Genomic DNA, 16,887 nt, shown 5'->3' with positions numbered 1-16,887 from the left:
TGCTAAAAAGGGTCTAGAGACGTTAGTTTCTGATAATATAATTACAGAAAGAGAAAAAGATAAACTCAGCGAGCATGTGCATAATATGGGAGCTCGAGAAAAAAGTCACTTGATACAATCTATAAGTGCGGGTCAGTACAAGAAGTGGACGTCACTTAAAGAACAACAAGATATAGCTAATCAGAGTATGCCTGATGAGCTAAAATGGAAAATGAAGTTTGATTCTGAAGGAAGTTTTTTGTTTGATGGTAGTCCGGAATCACTTAGCCAATTTGTAAGGTTTATCTCTCATACCATTGTTAAAAGTGCTAGTGATGAGCGATATATTAGAGATATCTCAGGCTGGATTGAAGCTTAAGGTATTAATTTATATTAAACGGATTTTAGTTTATAAATGGAGTCTACTAACATGTCAGTATATTGTGTAAGCTATGACCTTAACCAACCTGGTCAAAAGTATTCTAAGGTACATGAAGTACTTAAAAGTTTTTCTAAGTGGTACCACATAATGGACTCTACTTGGCTGATATCTACGACGAATAACGCTATTCAAATACGTGATAAGTTATCCCCCCATCTAGACAATACTGACAAGCTTATAGTTTCTCGTGTTGATGAGTACTCTGGTTGGTTGACTGATGATGAATGGAATTGGTTGGCTGAAAATGTGAAGTGATTTTTGGTGGCGATAGGTTTTAGCTATTAGCTTGCGAATTTCCCATATGAAGCGTGCCAACATCGTCAGGTTAGTCGTTTGGTTATGTCTTTAATGCAGCGAAATTATTTATTCCAAATCCGCGTGTTGGGAGTTCGAATCTCTCCACCCCTGCCATATATCAAGGCTCTGACTTAGGTCAGAGCCTTTTTTGTATCTGCTTGCCACTATGCATTTGTCCTCTCATCCCACCTATATGCCTTTCTGCTGCCTGCTGCTCTTTGTAAGTATTTATTAACTCACCAACCTATTAGACTAGTCGTTATAACCAAGTGCTCCGAAATGTTAGCAATAAATGAGAATCATTATTTATATTTAGTTACACTCAACCGATCTGGATTAATGGGTAACTATGTATGGATATATCTCGTCGACGCTTCCTTCAATCATCCTTAGCGATCTCCGCGCTTACTGTTCTACCTGCATGTTCTCTATCTAGGAGTACTAATAAGCAGGGGCAGTATATATACGATATCACTGCAGAGCCTTCTACGGCTGAACTAGTGCCCGGTTTCAATACTGAGGTATTAGCTTTTAATGGGCGTATACCTGCACCTATAATTCGTTGCCGACAAGGGGAAAAGGTAACAATCAACTTCATCAATAAGCTATCAGAGCCGACGACGATTCATTGGCATGGCTTGAGGATTCCTATTGAAATGGATGGAGTTCCGTTTTTAAGCCAGGCTCCTATCATGCCCGGAGAGACTTTTACGTATGAGTTTATTCCGCCAGATGCAGGTACGTTTTGGTATCACCCACACATGAACAGCGTTAAGCAGCTTGGTATGGGGTTGGTTGGGCTAATAATTGTTGAAGAGGCTGAGCCTGTTCAGTTTGATGAAGAGCATGAAGTCGTCCTCAAGCATTGGCATTTAGACAAGCAAGGACAGTGGAAGAATCTAATGGTGCCGCGCTTGAGTGCACGTATGGGAACGCCAGGAGAGTGGAGTAGCGTCAATGGTATTCATGAGCCTCTTTATACGCTGAAGCAGAACGCGACTACGCGATTAAGAATTGCTAATGTCGATAACACCATTACCTATCCGATCGCGATTGAAGGCACAGAGGCTTGGGTTATTGCTATCGATGGCAATCCAGTTAAGACGCCTTATAGGCTCACTCAACACAAAATTGGTCCGGGAATGAGATTGGATATCGGATTGATTGCTCCGAAGGCTGGAGAGCGTGTTTATGTGCGTCAAATGAAAGGGCGCTTCCCATTCTCTTTGTGTGAGTTTGAAGTTGTTGAGTCTGACCTGCCAAGCAACAAGAAACTGCCTTTATTGCCTCTCAACCCTGTGCCTGATCTTGATTTGGAAAATGCGGAGCAAATCGATTATGTGTTTGAATGGGAGGGGGCGATCACTCCTGTCGATAAATCGGGCAAAGCGATACCTAAATTCTGGCTGATGAACAAACGGGCTTGGGAGGGAATGAGCATAGATAATATCCCTGCGCCACTTTCAACATTGGAGCTTGGAAAAACCTATATCTTCAATTTGAAGAACGTTACTCAATATCATCATCCTATTCATCTTCATGGGCATACATTTACTGTTCTTGAGTTAGATGGAAAGAAACTCGACGAACCGTCCCATACCGATACGGTTTTACTTGGAAAAAATGGCAGTGCCAAAGCTGCCTTTGTTGCTAACAACCCTGGACGTTGGATGTGAGCACATGAAAACCGGTTTGATGGGGTATATTGAAGTAAAGTGACTCCTGTAACTTTTTTAATCTCAGCGTGTTTTAAATGCAATACGTTGTCGAATTCTAAAATTTCACCATCAATATTGCTTTAGTTTTGGTTACAATATCGTCATCAATAGTGTTGGGGGAATTATGGGGCAGTTTTCCATTCTTGGTTTTATTGCACTAGGTGGTGCTTTCGGTGCGTGTTCTCGTTACTTGATATCTGAACTGTGTGTCATTTTATTGGGGCGTGGTTTTCCATACGGTACGCTAACTGTTAATGTGGTTGGTTCATTTATCATGGGCTTGTTGATTGCTGCGTTCGACAATGAACTGTTGGCAACAGAACCTTGGCGACAAGTGATTGGTTTGGGCTTTTTAGGGGCACTGACGACGTTTTCCACCTTTTCTATGGATAATGTTTTACTTATGCAGCAAGGTGCGTTTCTTAAGATGGGGTTAAATATTTTATTAAATGTGGTGCTGAGCATCTCTGCTGCGTGGATCGGTTTCCAATTATTGATGCGCAGCTAGCAAAGTAGTTAAAAATTAAACAGGTCGGCTTGGTTTAACCAGGCCGTTTTTATATACTGATATCACTTGTCGGAGTGCCATAAGGCTGAGACCGTTAATTCGGGATCCGTTGAACCTGATCAGATTAGAATCTGCGAAGGGAACAAGAGAAGATATTTATACCGGAGTTCTTTCTGGTTGACCTATCAAATAGTCGAATGTTGTTATAGGCAAATTACTTAAGCTTTATTTAGCCTTAATTTGACTCCTCTTGTCGCATCTATCCGCCAAGCATTTTTATCCAATTACTTTTTATCTAGTATAACAAAGCAAGGAAAAATGCTATGTCGAGTCGCAAACAAGCGAGACTGGAAGCAAAACAGTTTATTGAAACACTCTCGGTACAGCCGTACCCAAATTCCACAAAAGTATATGTAGAAGGTTCACGTCCAGATGTTCGTGTACCTATGCGTGAAATAGCGTTAGCAGATAGTCTGATTGGTGGCACAAAAGAAGCGCCTATTTTCGAGCCGAATGAAGCCGTCCGAGTCTACGATACGTCAGGTGTTTATACTGATCCGAACTACGATATTGACCTTTATAGCGGCTTACCAAAGCTAAGAGAAAGCTGGATTGAAGAGCGAGGTGACACAGAGTTACTCGATGAAGTAAGCTCGGTGTACACCAAAGAACGCTTAGAGGACGAAACACTAGACGATCTTCGTTACGGTAATCTACCACGTATTCGACGTGCCAAAGATGGGCAATGCGTCACTCAACTGCACTATGCTCGCAAAGGTATTATCACCCCAGAAATGGAATTCATCGCGCTGCGTGAAAACATGGGTCGTGCCAAGTACCGTGATGATGTGCTGAATCAACAGCATCCTGGTCAAAGCTTTGGAGCGAATCTTCCAAAAGACATTACCGCCGAGTTTGTTCGCAAAGAAGTTGCCGAAGGTCGCGCGATTATCCCTTCTAATATCAACCACCCAGAATCCGAACCAATGATCATTGGACGTAACTTTTTGGTCAAAGTGAACGCCAATATCGGTAACTCATCGGTGACGTCTTCGATTGAGGAAGAGGTTGAGAAGCTCGTGTGGGCGACACGCTGGGGTGGCGATACTGTTATGGATCTCTCCACAGGTCGCAATATTCATGAAACTCGAGAATGGATTCTGCGTAACAGCCCGGTTCCGATCGGTACCGTACCTATGTACCAAGCGCTTGAGAAAGTGAATGGAGTTGCCGAAAATCTTAACTGGGAAGTAATGCGCGATACTCTGATTGAGCAAGCAGAGCAGGGCGTTGATTACTTCACTATCCATGCCGGTTTATTACTGCGTTATGTACCAATGACGGCTAAACGTGTTACTGGCATCGTTTCTCGTGGTGGTTCTATCATCGCGAAATGGTGTTTAGCGCATCACCAAGAAAGCTTCTTATATACCCACTTCCGAGAGATCTGTGAAATCTGTGCCAAGTATGATGTGGCACTTTCTCTCGGTGATGGTCTGCGCCCTGGTTCGGTTGCCGATGCTAATGACGAAGCGCAGTTTGCGGAGCTTCGTACTCTTGGTGAGTTGACTAAGGTTGCGTGGGAATACGACGTACAGGTCATTATCGAAGGTCCTGGCCATGTTCCAATGCACATGATCAAAGAGAACATGGAAGAGCAGCTAGAGCACTGCCATGAAGCTCCGTTCTACACCCTTGGTCCACTGACGACAGACGTCGCTCCTGGTTACGACCATATTACGTCAGGAATTGGCGCAGCCATGATTGGCTGGTATGGCTGTGCGATGCTCTGTTACGTAACACCTAAAGAGCATCTTGGCTTACCAAACAAAGAAGACGTGAAGGTAGGCATGATTACTTACAAGCTTGCTGCGCACGCCGCTGATTTAGCGAAAGGGCACCCTGGCGCACAAGTTCGTGATAACGCGCTTTCTAAAGCACGTTTTGAATTCCGTTGGGAAGACCAATTCAACTTGTCACTCGACCCAGAAACCGCTCGCGCTTTCCATGATGAAACCTTGCCTCAAGAGTCTGGCAAAGTTGCTCACTTCTGTTCGATGTGCGGACCAAAGTTCTGCTCGATGAAGATTTCGCAAGAGGTACGAGAGTACGCGAAAGACACTGAGCAAGTTGCTGCGGACCAAGCTATCTCTATCAAAATGCTTGATGATCCTCTTGAGGGGATGCGTCAGAAATCTCAAGAATTTAGAGACACAGGTTCTGAGTTATACCACCCAGCAGCACATGCCGAGGTAAGTGATTAATGAGCAAAATCCTTATTCCGTCATCATTGATTGAACTAACAGGTTTAGTTCAGCAATGTTTGTTGTTGGCGAAAGAACAGGGTTTTAGCATCGAAGATATTGAGTTGGGTGTGAGCCCAACTCAATCTATTCAGCTTGTTCGCGACCAACAGACTACACATATAACGACTGATCTTATTGATGGACATAACTCTGAGCATGAGAGTTCATTTGTGCTTTATTACCGTTCTTCTTTATCGGTAGAAGCGTGCGCAAAGCAACCGTCGAAAGCGATTTACATTGGTATTGCTGATACTCAAGTTTCCGATCAAAAGGAGAAAGTGCTTCAGCTTGATATCTGGCGTCACCCAATTAACGACGAAGTGAGAGCGCTTTCTGTTAAGTCCAAACTCAACGCAATGTTCGATCCCGAACATCACCTTGCTTGGATAGTAACGCTGACAGTATTCGATTTTTCTATCGAAGATGCGTTAACACTTGCTCGAGGAATGCTAACTCAACAAGCGAATGTTTCACGTGAAACACTATTGCATGACAACCTTGACGAGGTGCAATCAACTCAGTGGGCTGACCAATTTGATGATTTCCCCACACCTGTACTGGAGGATAACCGACTCGGTATTCAAGTTGGTTGGTCTGCACAAGGCGAGAGCGTTAGCTTTTCAACTCTAACTAAGCAAAGTCTAGGGCTCTATCCAGTCGTTGATGATGTTGCTTGGATTGAGCGTCTACTGCCACTAGGCATCAACACTATTCAACTGCGAATCAAGAACCCACAACAAGCCGATTTAGAACAACAGATCATTCGAGCAATTGAGCTAGGCCGTCAGTATCAAGCTCAAGTGTTCATCAATGACTATTGGCAGTTGGCAATCAAGCATGGCGCTTATGGCGTTCACCTAGGACAAGAAGACATAGAAGAATCGAATTTGGCTCAGATAACTAAAGCCGGTATTCGTCTTGGTCTTTCTACGCATGGTTATTACGAACTACTGCGCATCGTACAAATTCATCCTAGCTACATCGCACTAGGGCATATTTTCCCAACCACCACAAAACAGATGCCATCGAAACCACAAGGTTTGGTGCGCTTGGCTTTGTATCAAAAGCTGATTGATAGCATTCCTTATACAAATACAGAGGCTGCTTTCAGACCTTCAAAAGACAAAGAAGTAAGTGACTATGTGCTTGGCTTTCCGACGGTTGCGATTGGTGGTATCGACCAATCTAATGCTGACCAAGTTTGGCAAACGGGCGTTTCTAGCTTGGCAGTTGTGCGAGCTATTACGTTGGCAGAATCACCTCAGTCCGTCATCGAGTTCTTCGCACAACTGATGAAGGAAAGACAGCTAACGTTTACTGATCAGAATAGTGAATTGGCGCATACCAAGAGAGGCGAGCATGCTCACGGATAAGCAGTTCCTTCGCTATCAGCGCCAAGTCGCCCTGCCTGAAATTGCCGAAATTGGGCAAGAGCGTTTGAGCAAATCGCATGTGCTGATCATCGGTTGTGGTGGGTTAGGGAGCGCAGCGAGTTTGTACTTGGCATCAGCGGGTGTTGGTAAATTGGTTGTGGTTGATGACGATGAAGTTGATAGCAGTAACCTACAACGTCAGATCATTTATCGTGAACAAGACCTCCAAGTTGCGAAAACAAAAGCTACTGTAAAGCAACTCACTGAACTTAATTCTATGGTTCAAATTCGTGCCCTCAATAAGCGATTAGACAAAGCACAGTTGCAGCTTGAGGTGATGTTAGCGGATGTGGTGTTGGACTGCACCGATAACATGCCAACGCGCCAGCTAATTAACCAAGTTTGTTTCGAGCAAAATACGCCGCTCATTTCGGCGGCGGCAATTGGTTGGCAAGGGCAATTCGCTGTTTTTGATTACCAAACGCCAAGTGAACAAGAAGTGCGGAGTAAAGCCTGTTACCGCTGTTTGTATCCGTTTGACGAATTACCGCAAACGCAAAAGTGCAGTGAGAGCGGTGTCGTCGGTCCGGTGGTGGGGACACTTGGTAACTACCAAGCGATAGCGGCAATTCAAAAACTGGCGACGGGAAAGTTTCATGTCGAGACTGCCAAGTTGCACCTATTTGATGGATTGAAACTGCAATGGCAAACCATGGCGATAAGCAAAGACAAACAGTGCCAAGTGTGTGCTCAGATTTAGCTTACGAGTAATGGGCAGAATTAAGAGAGTTGGAAGCAATGACGTTATCAGAACAACAAACAATACAAATGACCGCTGCTGACTTAGATGTGATCACTATTGTCATCAATGACCAGTCACATCAAGTTGCCAGTGAGTCGAATCTACAGCAAATCATTAGTCAATTTGCGCTGCCTGAAATAGGCTGTGTTTTTGCAATTAATAACAATGTTGTGCCGCGCAGTGAGTGGGCTAGCACAGTTCTTTCACAGGGAGATAGCATCTCTTTGTTTCAAGCGATCGCAGGGGGTTAAAGTCGATGCTTAAAATTGGTGATAAACAATTCGAATCTAGACTGTTCACAGGAACAGGGAAGTTTGCCAACAGTCGACTAATGGCAGAAGCGATTAAAGTGTCGGGTTCTCAACTTGCGACTATGGCGTTGAAGCGTGTGGATGTGAACGACCAACAAGACGACATTTTGCTGCCGTTAGTACAAGCGGGGGTGAACTTATTGCCGAACACCTCAGGTGCAAAGAATGCTAAAGATGCTGTGTTTGCTGCACAACTGGCGCGAGAAGCATTAGGTACTAACTGGTTAAAACTGGAAGTTCATCCAGACCCCAAGTACTTGATGCCCGATCCAATTGAGACACTTGCAGCCGCTGAGCAACTGGTTCGTGAAGGCTTCATTGTCCTTCCTTATTGTCATGCTGACCCGGTTCTGTGTAAAAGATTGGAAGAAGTAGGCTGTGCTGCAGTCATGCCATTAGGTGCGCCGATCGGTTCCAACAAAGGGATAGTTTCTCACGACTTCCTAGAGATCATTATCGACCAAGCTAATATTCCTGTCGTTGTTGATGCGGGTATTGGTGCCCCTTCACATGCCGCGCGTGCGATGGAAATGGGCGCGGATGCCGTGCTCGTCAATACTGCGATTGCAGCTTCGAGCGATCCCGTTGCGATGGCGAAGGCATTTAAGTTGGCGGTAGAGTCGGGGCGTATGGCTTATGAAGCCGGACTTGCTGGTAAGGTTTCTCATGCGGTTGCGTCGAGTCCACTGACGTCATTCCTAGATGAGCTTTAGCCCTAGATTGGTTTAGCTAATAAGCGAGGAAAACATGAGCTTCGTTGAACAATTTAAGCAGCTTAATTGGGATGATATTTCAATGTCGATCTACGCGAAAACGGCACAAGATGTCGAGCGGGCATTGAATAAACCCAAGCGTGATTTGGAAGACTTTAAAGCACTAATTTCACCAGCGGCTGAGGCGTACTTAGAGCAAATGGCGCAGTTGTCATACTCGGCAACTCGTAAGCGTTTTGGTAATACCATGTCGCTTTATATTCCATTGTACCTTTCTAACTTGTGCGCCAATGCTTGTACTTATTGTGGCTTCTCAATGGAGAATAGAATCAAGCGTCGTACTTTGAATAGGGACGAAGTAGCTGCAGAAGTAGAAGCCATTAAACGCATGAAGTTTGATAGCGTATTGCTGGTGACTGGCGAACACGAAACCAAAGTGGGCATGAAATACTTCCGCGAAATGGTGCCGATGATTAAGCAACGTTTCAACTATTTGGCGATGGAAGTACAGCCACTTGATCAAGACGAATACGCTGAGCTCAAGACATTGGGTTTAGATGCGGTGATGGTCTATCAAGAAACGTATCATCCATCGACTTATGCTGAGCACCATTTGCGTGGCAATAAGATGGATTTCGAATACCGATTGGATACACCCGATCGTCTTGCAAAGGCGGGCATCGATAAGATCGGTATTGGTGCTTTAATAGGGTTGGAAGAGTGGCGAACAGATTGTTTTTATGTGGCAGCGCACTTGGACTATCTTGAGCGCACATATTGGCAGACTCGTTACTCAATTTCTTTCCCACGTTTACGTCCTTGTGAGGGCGCGCTCCAACCCAAATCAGTCATGACGGATAAACAGCTTGTGCAGTTGATTTGCGCTTATCGCTTGTTGAATCCAGAAGTGGAGTTGTCATTATCGACTCGTGAATCACCAAAGTTCAGAGACAATGCATTACCGTTAGGCATCACCAGTATGTCTGCTGCATCTAAAACTCAGCCGGGTGGTTATGCGATGGATGATGTTGAACTCGAGCAGTTTGAGATCAGTGATGAGCGAAGTGCTGGTTCTGTGGAAGATATGATTCGAGCCAAAGGCTTTGACCCTGTATGGCGAGATTGGCACTCGGCGTATTCTGGATAAGCAACAAATAAAGCCACTGGTCATCGTTATGTTTCACGTGAAACATAGGCAAAGAAAGAGGGTTGATGCAAAACATCAACCCTCTATTTTTCTAGCTTCTAGCTGTGTGCTACAGGTAGCGTTGCTTGACGAAGCCACTCTTTAACATCACCTTCGACTAGCGGGCTGATCTCATCCCATACTTTCTGGTGGTAATCATTCAGCCAAGCAAGTTCTGGACGAGTTAACATATCAACATTGATGTTGCGTTTGTCGATTGGGCAGCGTGTTAGTGACTCAAATGACAGAACAGGGAAGTCACCGTTAGTTGGTGTTTCAACAACAAGCTCTAGGTTTTCAATACGGATACCAAACGCATCTGCACGGTAGTAACCTGGCTCGTTGGATAGCACCATACCTTCTGTTAGAGGCACGTCGATTTGCTTTTTCGAAATGCTCGCTGGACCTTCATGAACACTTAGGAAGTGACCAACACCGTGACCAGTACCGTGATCGTAATCGTAACCTTCCGCCCATAGGTGCTGACGAGCTAGAGTATCGATTTGGTAACCACGTGTGCCTTTCGGGAAACGAGCTCGAGCAACGCCAATATGACCTTTCAGCGCCAACGTAAATTGCTTCTTCATTTCTGAAGAAGGTTGACCAATCGCAATGGTACGCGTGATGTCGGTAGTGCCATCGAGGTACTGACCGCCTGAGTCCACAAGGTAAAGCGTGTTCAGTTCTAACTTACCAGGTTCAGGTTGGTTCTCGTGATTGTAGTGACACATGGCCGCGTTGCCGCCCGCGGCTGAAATGGTATCGAAGCTGAGATCCATTAGCGTAGGGTCTTCGCTACGAAATGCTTCAAGTTTGTCTGCCAGCGTCGCTTCATCATGCAGGTTACCAGCAGCAACTTCCGCATCTAACCAACATAGGAACTTGCTCATTGCCACGCCATCGCGGATATGACACGCCTTCATACCGGCAATTTCAACCGAGTTCTTCGCCGCTTTTGGCATCAGACATGGGTCTGCTGCTGCAATCACGGACGCACCAGAGTTTTGTAGTACTAGCTTAAACCAAGCGTTACTGATTGCAGGGTCAACTAATACCTTTTTACCTGTCATGGCTTCAAGGCGAGATTGAAGTGCTTCTGGGTGGTGAACGGTCACACCGGTGCCTACGTGAGCGTCAAAATCAGCAGGTAGACGAGCAGGATCGAGGAAGTATTCCACGCTTGAATCTGAGTGCAGAATCGCGTGAGAAAGCAGAACTGGTAGGCGTGATACATCTAAACCACGTACATTCAGCAGCCAACAAATAGAATCTAATGCTGTGATCACAGCGCTATCTGCACTTGCTTTTTTAACCAGTTGGGCGATCTCTTGACGCTTACTCTCACTTGATTGACCGACGGCTTCTGTTGCCATTAGGCGAACATCAGAAACCACAGGAGCAGGGCGGTCGTGCCACAGTTCATCAATTGGGTTGCTATCGAGAATCTTAAGCTCAAGGGTACCTGCAAGTTTTGCTTGTGCCATGTCTAGCCAAGCAGAGTTGTGCATGCGAGGGTCGATTGCCACAGACGCGTCATTTGCAAGATGGTCTTTAATCCAATCTAGTGCAGGCTCTTCAATCAAGTGACGGTATTCGAATAGATCAGCAGGAACCTGCTTTGTTACTTGTACTGTGTAGCGACCATCAACAAAGATAGCGGCTTTGTCTTTGGTGATTACCGCAGCACCAGCAGAACCAGTAAAGCCAGTTAGCCAATGTAAACGCTCGTTGTGCGCTGGTACGTATTCGCCCAAGTACTCGTCTTCATGTGGGACAAGTAGGGCATCAATATTATGTTGTGCTAGCCATTCGCGAATTGCATTCACGCGGCTTTGGGTATCGTTGTGCATCTGTGTTATTCCTTCAAATTACCGCTCCTTCATGCTCAGGTGTGGGAGCTGTTTCCATCTGCTTCATGCAGTTTACGATTCCATTGAGGTTCGCAATCACTTCAATAGAGTCGGAGTACAACTAGGCCATAGATGAGCCAAAAAGGACTACGACAGTTAAGCTACTCATTTTAGCCGCTAAGCGCAAATTGAGTGCGGTGTTTTTATCTAAGGTGATCGGTTTTTTGTGTGATCATCGTACGTAGCCAGCCTAATGCAGGGTCGTTTTCTCTATCTCGGTGCCAGAATAAAGTGTAAGCCATAGGTGGGAATTCTAACGGTAGTGGCAGCACGACCAAATCAAGCTGTTTGGCCGCAAGTTGCACAAAATGACTTGGCGCAGTAAAGATAAAGTCGGTGTATGAACATAAACTTGCGGCACTGTTAAAGTCGGGCACGGTGACGGCAATATCGCGGTCGGCGCCAATATCTGCAAGGCGATAATCCAGCAACCAACGGTCGTTGCCATCACAGCGTACTTGTACATGGCGTAGGGCGAGATAGGCTTCCAGATTCCAAGGTTGTTTTAGCGCAGGATGGTTTTTGCGAATGATGCACATTTGGTAATCACGATAAATTTCCAACTCGCAAATGTCATCGGGTGGTTGAAGAGTCAGCTTGGCATCGTTTATATCGATATCTTTTCCAGTTAGGCCTAAATCCAGTTCGCCGCGTTGAAGCATTTTAAATGTATTATCCGACCACGGGTGTGTGCTGATTGTCACGCCAGGTGCTTGTTGAAAAATCGCCGGTAAGAAATGGGGTAGAATGAGAGGGTAGACACTCTCTACCGCTGCTATTTGAAAACGGTATTCGCTGCTTTGCGGAGAAAACTCTTCGGGTTGAGTCAGCACTTCTAACTGATTTATCAACAGATCCAGTTTCGGTTTAAGAAACAATGCGCGCGGCGTAGGTGTTAATCCATGTGAGTTTCGAGTGAAAAGCGGGTCATCAAATTGAATGCGCAGTTTAGCCAGTGATTTACTTACGGCGGATTGGCTTAAGCACAATCGGTGGGCCGCACGAGTAACATTTAACTCTTCAATCAGCACTTTAAAGCAGACCAATAGATTTAAATCGATACGAGCCAGTTTTTCGACGTTCACAGTGAATTTCCTCTGAGGAATAATGCTCATGATTATACATCATTTCCATTCATATCATCAGATGATTAAGCTTTACCCAAAGTTCTTTATCCAATTCGGAGTGTTGTGTGTCTAGCCAGTTTTCTAATAGTAAAAAACAGATGGCGTTATTGACCCTTTTGGTTCTTTTCAGTCCTTTAGCGATTGATATTTATCTACCTGCTTTACCTCTTATTGCTTCCACTTTTCAGGTCGATAATGCGCTAGCACAAGACACGATCACTTGGTTCTTATTTGCTATGGGTGTTGGTCAGCTATTCGCAGGTCCCTTAGCAGATAAACTCGGACGTCGAACTGTTGCATTGGGCGGTATCACCATTTACGCGATGAGCGCTTTATTGGCGTGGAGTGCTCAAAATATTGAGTGGATGTTGGTTTCCCGACTGCTACAAGGCTTAGGTGCGTGTGCGACATCGGTAGCAGCCTTTGCAACAGTTCGCGATATCTTTGGCCCGGAAAAAAGCGGCAAAATGATCAGCTACCTTAACGGTGCGATTTGTTTCATTCCGGCTTTAGCTCCAATTCTAGGTAGCTGGTTAACTCAGCAATTTGACTGGCGTGCTAACTTTAGCTTTATGGCGGGTTTTGCTGTGGTGTCTGGATCATTGATGTTTTTCATGATGAAAGAGACTAACCCGTCAACAGAAAAGCAAGCCGTGTTTAAGCTTAGTCGGTATTGGGCAGTGCTTAGCACACCATCTTTTGTTTTCCATGCGTCATTATGCTTGATGGCGATGGCGGTTATTCTTGCTTACGTTACCTCAGCACCGTCGGTATTGATGACGGGGATGGGGCTGTCGATGAATGAATTCACTTTCTGGTTTGGTGTGAATGCGGTGATAAACATTGCGGCATGTATGCTGGCGCCTAAGTTTATGGAGCGCGTTGGAACTCACAACACCTTGGTCACCGGGATCTCAACTCTGGGTCTCGCAGGTGTGATCATGCTAGTGATGAATGGTCAGAATACCGCGCTTTCTTTCATGTTACCTATCTTTATGTCTTCTGTAGGTTTTGCATTCATTCTGGGTGCAGCGGCAGGGAAAGCGTTAGAACCGTTTGGTGATAAGGCGGGCACGGCAGCTGCACTGCTTGGATTGTTCCAAATGAGTGGCTCTGGTTTGTTGGTGGGTACACTGCAACGCTTATCTCTGGATCCACAAACCTTGATTGCAATTCATATGTGGGTCCTATTACCTGCGTTGGTCGTTCTGTTTACAAAAGCAGGGAAGAACTGGCACTCGAGCTTTGCGAAAGCGTAAATCAGTGTAATTTAGTATTTTCCAATGTAAGTAAGGCGTGTATATTTGTCACTCAGACTTTTCCTGACACCATAACGGAACTCAAAAAGTAATGTCGTTAACCACGTATGAAATGGCTCGTATTCTAGAGCAAATGGAAGATTCACCAGAAAAGGTGATGTTTGGCAAGTTGCTTAATGAGCTGGGTAATCAAAGCTCCGAGCGTATTCGTAGTGCGGCTAAACAAGTACCTCTGCCAATTTTGCGTGATATCGTGTACCAATTTCAGCAAGTGATTGAGTCACGCAAAGATGAACAAGTCGAGCAGATGGCAAAAGACCTCGCTCAGCAAGGTATCTCAGCAGAAGAGCTACTGGCTTACTTGAATAAATAATAAAAAATCCCCGCATGATGCGGGGATTTTTTTAGCTCGTCATTTTCTTTTTCAGGATGTGGTCCAAAGACAGCGGTCCTGGCCCCCATACGATTACGATAAGAATCATCAATCCCCAAAGTTGGTGGTCATAAAAACCTTTCTCCCACAACAGTGGGTAAGAGATCACTGCGATGATGTTGAACACAAACAGCATTGCTGCCATCGGGCGGGTAATCAATCCCAGTGCCAAGAACACCGGTAGAACCAACTCCGCAGCCGTACCTAAATAAGCCGCCAATTCCCATGGCAAGATTGGCACTTGGTATTCCAGCTCAAATAAGTACAACGTGCTATCCCAAGACGAGATTTTGATTAGTCCTGAATTGAAGAACACCCAAGCAACCCAAAAGCGGCAAAAGAGAAGTAGTAAAGGGACAAAGGCTGCTTGTAAGGTACTGATTAAATCGTCATACCGATTCACTAAGTTTTTAACCGTATCCTTCATAGAGTGCTCCTTAGATTGATTGCAATGTAAAGCCGTCAACAATATCGAGTGCCATGATGCGATTGAGATGAGCGAGTAAAACTTCAGGTATTTCGCTCAAACTCTGCTTCTGCTCTAAACATTGCAGCAGTTGGAACACATCAGCATCGAGTGCATGACACAAGGCTTCTCCATTGGCTTGAATCGAGATGACACCTTGCTGTAATTGGTTGATATTAAGTTGTTCGAATTGCCCAGTTTGAATCGCGCTAAATAGATCGAATACTGCGTAGTTGGAGTCAAAGCTGCGGCAGCCCTTTTTAAGGTGTAAGACTAAAGTGGGTTGTTGCTCTTCACTCACTTCGCCAAGTAACGCAAGCGGTTTTAATTCCGCTGCATTGGATTGCTCATACTGTGCTTGACGAGCTAGGTCGATATGCCACTCGAAGCGTGCGACTTCAGGGCTGTAAGGTGCTTGTGCGATCACCTGACTGAACTGCATGATGGTGTCTTGAAAGCCTTCGCCATAATGCACCACATTTCCTTCTTCTAATGGGTAAGAAAGAACATGCTGGCGAGCTATCTGTTCAAAGCATTCTTCACCAAGCAGCGCTTCAACCATCGGGTAGGTCGCGGATAATACCTCGCTTAAGCTGACGATAAAGTTATTGCGGTAAATCTGCATGCGTTCATCAGCGGTAAACGTATCACTGGCAATATCGCAATCTTCGCCGAGTGCTTGATAGTGTAGGGCTTTAGCAAACTGGCTTTGTAAGGTGGCTAGATTCATGATGCCTTCCTTGGTTCGCTTTGTTCACTTGGAAGTGTGCCTTGCAACAGTAGTTGCGATGCTTTCTGTGCTTCTCCTAATAAGACTTCTGGCGCGGGGATATCCAAATCCCATTCAATCAACGTATGACGTGGACCGTGTTTTTTTGTCCACTGTGAAAACAACTGCCAAACTTCATCGCTAACTGGGCGGCTATGGGTATCAATCCATATCTCACCTTTGTCGAGTTGTTTAATGGTAAAACCTGCCAAGTGAATCTCATCCACTTTGTCGGCTGGAATCGCATCTAGGTATGTGTCGCAATCAAAACCGTGGTTGAACGCCGAAACATAAACATTGTTTAAATCGAGCAATAAACGACAGTCAGTGCGCTTTTGCACTTCGGTAAGAAACTCCCATTCGCTGATGGTCGAATGTTGAAACTTCACATAACTAGATGGGTTCTCTATCAAGATCTCGCGTTGCAAATATTCCTGCACTTCATTCACGTTACGAGTGAACACGTTGAGCGCTTCTTCCGTATACGGAAGTGGAAGCAGGTCATTAAAGTAGTGACCGCCGTTTTCACTCCAACTTAAATGGTCAGAAACAAGAATTGGGTCGATTGAGTCAATCAGTGATTTAAGTTGCGCAAGATGCTTTTGACTAACACGTTCCACCGAGCCCAGCGACAAACCAATACCGTGGCAGCTAATTTGATATTGCTCGCGAAGCGTTTGTAGCTGATGGCGCTCTGTTGCATTGGGTTGGAAATAGTTTTCACTGTGGATTTCTAACCAAGACAACTCGGGTTGGTTTTGGCTAAAGTAATCGAGGTGAGGGGTTCTTAATCCAACTCCAACAAGGTCGTGGAAGGTGTGGTGTTTCACGTGAAACTCCTTTTCAAATCGTGCGGGAAGAGAAGGATGCGTCTTGGCTTTGCGTTGGTTGAGCGTCAACGCATCCTCACAATAGCTAGCGATAAAAGATTATGAAGAAGAAGTGCTACCGCCAGCGAGTTTGTCACAAAGACCTTTTGGTACGACAACAAAAGCATCTTTTTGGTTGTCTTCTTTAGAGGTGCCCGCGCAAGAGCTGTTTTTCGTTGCGCAGTCATTTTTACCGGCTTTCGCCACGCCATAACACTTTTCTTTTTCTGCTGCGACAGCAGGGGCTGCGGTGAGCATGGTGCCACCAAGAGCAAGAAGGCCAGTAACAGCAGCAGTAACAGCAAGATTCGATTTTTTCATCATAATTTCCTCTGAGTGATTTCCTTTTACTTTCATTCGGCAAGTCGATTCGCCGTTTGGCGTACAACCTTTATCCACTTGCTTAAATTAAAAGATAG

At 45.2% G+C, this 16,887-nt stretch carries 16 protein-coding genes, 1 pseudogene and 1 riboswitch; of the genes and pseudogenes, 11 read left to right on the top strand and 6 right to left on the bottom strand.

The window, feature by feature from the left end:
- The 9 genes and pseudogenes from CAG69_RS12600 to thiH form a co-directional block, all read left to right on the top strand.
- Nucleotides 1-358: hypothetical protein (locus CAG69_RS12600; RefSeq protein WP_161444474.1), on the top strand; the 358-nt coding region annotated here is incomplete at its 5' end.
- A 713-nt stretch (nt 359-1,071) separates the two neighbouring features.
- Nucleotides 1,072-2,437, top strand: a pseudogene (locus tag CAG69_RS12595) (multicopper oxidase domain-containing protein).
- A gap of 123 nt (nt 2,438-2,560) precedes the next feature.
- Nucleotides 2,561-2,944, top strand: a complete 384-nt coding sequence (gene crcB, locus CAG69_RS12590; RefSeq protein WP_145533217.1) for a fluoride efflux transporter CrcB — start codon at nt 2,561-2,563, stop codon at nt 2,942-2,944.
- Nucleotides 2,945-3,004: 60 nt separating this feature from the next.
- Nucleotides 3,005-3,103: riboswitch (TPP riboswitch) on the top strand.
- A gap of 164 nt (nt 3,104-3,267) precedes the next feature.
- Nucleotides 3,268-5,208 carry a phosphomethylpyrimidine synthase ThiC gene (thiC, locus tag CAG69_RS12585; protein ID WP_161444472.1) on the top strand — a complete coding sequence of 647 codons (1,941 nt, stop codon included), beginning with the start codon at nt 3,268-3,270 and terminating at the stop codon, nt 5,206-5,208.
- Nucleotides 5,208-6,623, top strand: coding sequence for a thiamine phosphate synthase (locus tag CAG69_RS12580; RefSeq protein ID WP_161444470.1), 1,416 nt, complete (start codon nt 5,208-5,210; stop codon nt 6,621-6,623). The genes thiC and CAG69_RS12580 overlap by 1 nt, the downstream gene beginning before the upstream one ends.
- A complete protein-coding gene (locus CAG69_RS12575; protein ID WP_161444468.1) occupies nt 6,610-7,383 on the top strand; it encodes a HesA/MoeB/ThiF family protein in 774 nt (257 codons plus the stop codon). Before CAG69_RS12580 ends, CAG69_RS12575 begins: the two co-directional genes overlap by 14 nt.
- Before the next feature lie 38 nt (nt 7,384-7,421).
- Entirely contained in the window at nt 7,422-7,676 is a 255-nt protein-coding gene (gene thiS / locus CAG69_RS12570) for a sulfur carrier protein ThiS (RefSeq protein WP_161444466.1), read from the top strand.
- A gap of 5 nt (nt 7,677-7,681) precedes the next feature.
- Nucleotides 7,682-8,449, top strand: a complete 768-nt coding sequence (locus CAG69_RS12565) for a thiazole synthase (RefSeq protein ID WP_161444464.1) — start codon at nt 7,682-7,684, stop codon at nt 8,447-8,449.
- Nucleotides 8,450-8,483: 34 nt separating this feature from the next.
- Complete coding sequence (thiH, locus tag CAG69_RS12560; protein ID WP_005447249.1) at nt 8,484-9,596, top strand: 2-iminoacetate synthase ThiH; 1,113 nt, start codon at nt 8,484-8,486, stop codon at nt 9,594-9,596.
- A gap of 98 nt (nt 9,597-9,694) precedes the next feature.
- On the opposite strand, the gene CAG69_RS12555 is transcribed toward thiH, so the two are convergent.
- Nucleotides 9,695-11,485: an aminopeptidase P family protein gene (locus tag CAG69_RS12555; protein ID WP_161444462.1), complete on the bottom strand. Its 1,791-nt coding sequence runs from the start codon at nt 11,483-11,485 to the stop codon at nt 9,695-9,697.
- Nucleotides 11,486-11,688: 203 nt separating this feature from the next.
- A complete protein-coding gene (locus CAG69_RS12550) occupies nt 11,689-12,630 on the bottom strand; it encodes a LysR family transcriptional regulator (RefSeq protein WP_005378791.1) in 942 nt (313 codons plus the stop codon).
- A gap of 107 nt (nt 12,631-12,737) precedes the next feature.
- On the opposite strand from CAG69_RS12550, the gene CAG69_RS12545 reads away from it, so the two are divergent.
- Together CAG69_RS12545 and tsrA are read left to right on the top strand one after the other, a co-directional pair.
- The gene (locus CAG69_RS12545) at nt 12,738-13,931 is read left to right on the top strand and encodes a multidrug effflux MFS transporter (protein ID WP_005382927.1); all 1,194 of its coding nucleotides are present in this window, start codon (nt 12,738-12,740) and stop codon (nt 13,929-13,931) included.
- A 91-nt stretch (nt 13,932-14,022) separates the two neighbouring features.
- Entirely contained in the window at nt 14,023-14,304 is a 282-nt protein-coding gene (tsrA, locus tag CAG69_RS12540; RefSeq protein WP_005378786.1) for an H-NS-like global regulator TsrA, read from the top strand.
- Between the two features lie 31 nt (nt 14,305-14,335).
- Here the strand turns inward: tsrA and CAG69_RS12535 are convergent, their stop codons facing one another.
- From CAG69_RS12535 to CAG69_RS12520, 4 genes are all read right to left on the bottom strand, one after another.
- Entirely contained in the window at nt 14,336-14,791 is a 456-nt protein-coding gene (locus CAG69_RS12535; protein WP_017821782.1) for a DoxX family protein, read from the bottom strand.
- A 10-nt stretch (nt 14,792-14,801) separates the two neighbouring features.
- Nucleotides 14,802-15,560, bottom strand: a complete 759-nt coding sequence (locus CAG69_RS12530) for an HvfC/BufC N-terminal domain-containing protein (RefSeq protein ID WP_062730800.1) — start codon at nt 15,558-15,560, stop codon at nt 14,802-14,804.
- Nucleotides 15,557-16,429 carry an MNIO family bufferin maturase gene (gene bufB, locus CAG69_RS12525; protein WP_065274959.1) on the bottom strand — a complete coding sequence of 291 codons (873 nt, stop codon included), beginning with the start codon at nt 16,427-16,429 and terminating at the stop codon, nt 15,557-15,559. The genes CAG69_RS12530 and bufB overlap by 4 nt, the downstream gene beginning before the upstream one ends.
- 99 nt (nt 16,430-16,528) lie before the next feature.
- Entirely contained in the window at nt 16,529-16,789 is a 261-nt protein-coding gene (locus CAG69_RS12520; protein ID WP_161444459.1) for a BufA1 family periplasmic bufferin-type metallophore, read from the bottom strand.
- Nucleotides 16,790-16,887: the final 98 nt, after the last annotated feature.

The sequence above is a fragment of the Vibrio sp. V43_P6S15P86 genome (assembly GCF_009904725.1).
Classification (GTDB): domain Bacteria; phylum Pseudomonadota; class Gammaproteobacteria; order Enterobacterales; family Vibrionaceae; genus Vibrio; species Vibrio diabolicus.
The sequence above is the reverse complement of the archived record's forward strand: the minus strand, read 5'-3'. Positions and strand labels throughout refer to the sequence as shown.